Raw genomic sequence first — 815 nt, 5'->3', positions numbered from 1 at the left:
GTTTTTCACAATCCCCTTCCAGGGTTTGCCTTGCTTGATGGTGTGCCACATATGAATGAATACGCCGGGTGGCATATCGGGGTGTCGGATCAGGTTATGAGGCTGACCGACCAATTCGTCGGAAGTGAAACCGCTGATGGCCACAAACGCGTCATTGCAGTAAGTGATTCGGCTATCCAGGTCGGTTATGGAGATCAATCGTTGTTCGGCGGGAAATACTCTTTCATGCTCGGTGACAGGCAAGTTCACACGCATAAAAAGCGATCCTTATTCGGATTATTATTAGAATTTTGGGGGCATGAAAATCGGTAGCATGGCAGAACGGCAGCATCCAACAGCTGGTTGCTTGTTCTACGTGCATATCGTCATGGCCGACGATTCATTGGACGACAAACTCTTTTCATTTCATGACAGGTTTACGCCAGCTAAAGAGTCGCTATTTTCTAACCCCGGTCGCTTTCCCTACGCCCGGTCGCCCCAACCCGGGCTGCTAGAATGCACCTGTCTTTTCGGAACCTGGAGAACCAAGATGATCAGCAAGAACACGATTTGTCTTTGGTACGACGGCACCGCGCTGGAGGCTGCAGACTTCTACGCCCGGACGTTTCCTGACAGTGCCGTGGGCGCCGTCCATCGCGTGCCCGGTGATTTCCCGGTGGGTCAGCTGGGCGATGTCTTGATGGTTGATTTCACGGTGATGGGCATCCCTTGTATCGGCCTCAATGGTGGGCCGACGGTCAAGCATAACGAGGCCTTTTCGTTTCAGGTCGCGACTGACGACCAAGCGGAAACGGACCGCCTGTGGAGCGCGATTA

The 815-nt window shown here is 53.1% G+C and carries 2 protein-coding genes; one reads left to right on the top strand and one right to left on the bottom strand.

What is annotated here, in order from left to right:
* Nucleotides 1-255: PAS domain-containing protein (locus AC1DRJ_RS30460; RefSeq protein WP_477805382.1), on the bottom strand; the 255-nt coding region annotated here is incomplete at its 3' end.
* Between the two features lie 274 nt (nucleotides 256-529).
* Here AC1DRJ_RS30460 and AC1DRJ_RS30455 point away from each other — a divergent pair.
* A partial coding sequence (locus AC1DRJ_RS30455) for a VOC family protein (RefSeq protein ID WP_477805381.1) occupies nucleotides 530-815 on the top strand: 286 nt, incomplete at its 3' end.

This window comes from Pseudomonas sp. P5_B2, from assembly GCF_056400445.1.
Note: the sequence above shows the minus strand (reverse complement) of the source record. Positions and strands in the feature narration are given on the sequence as shown.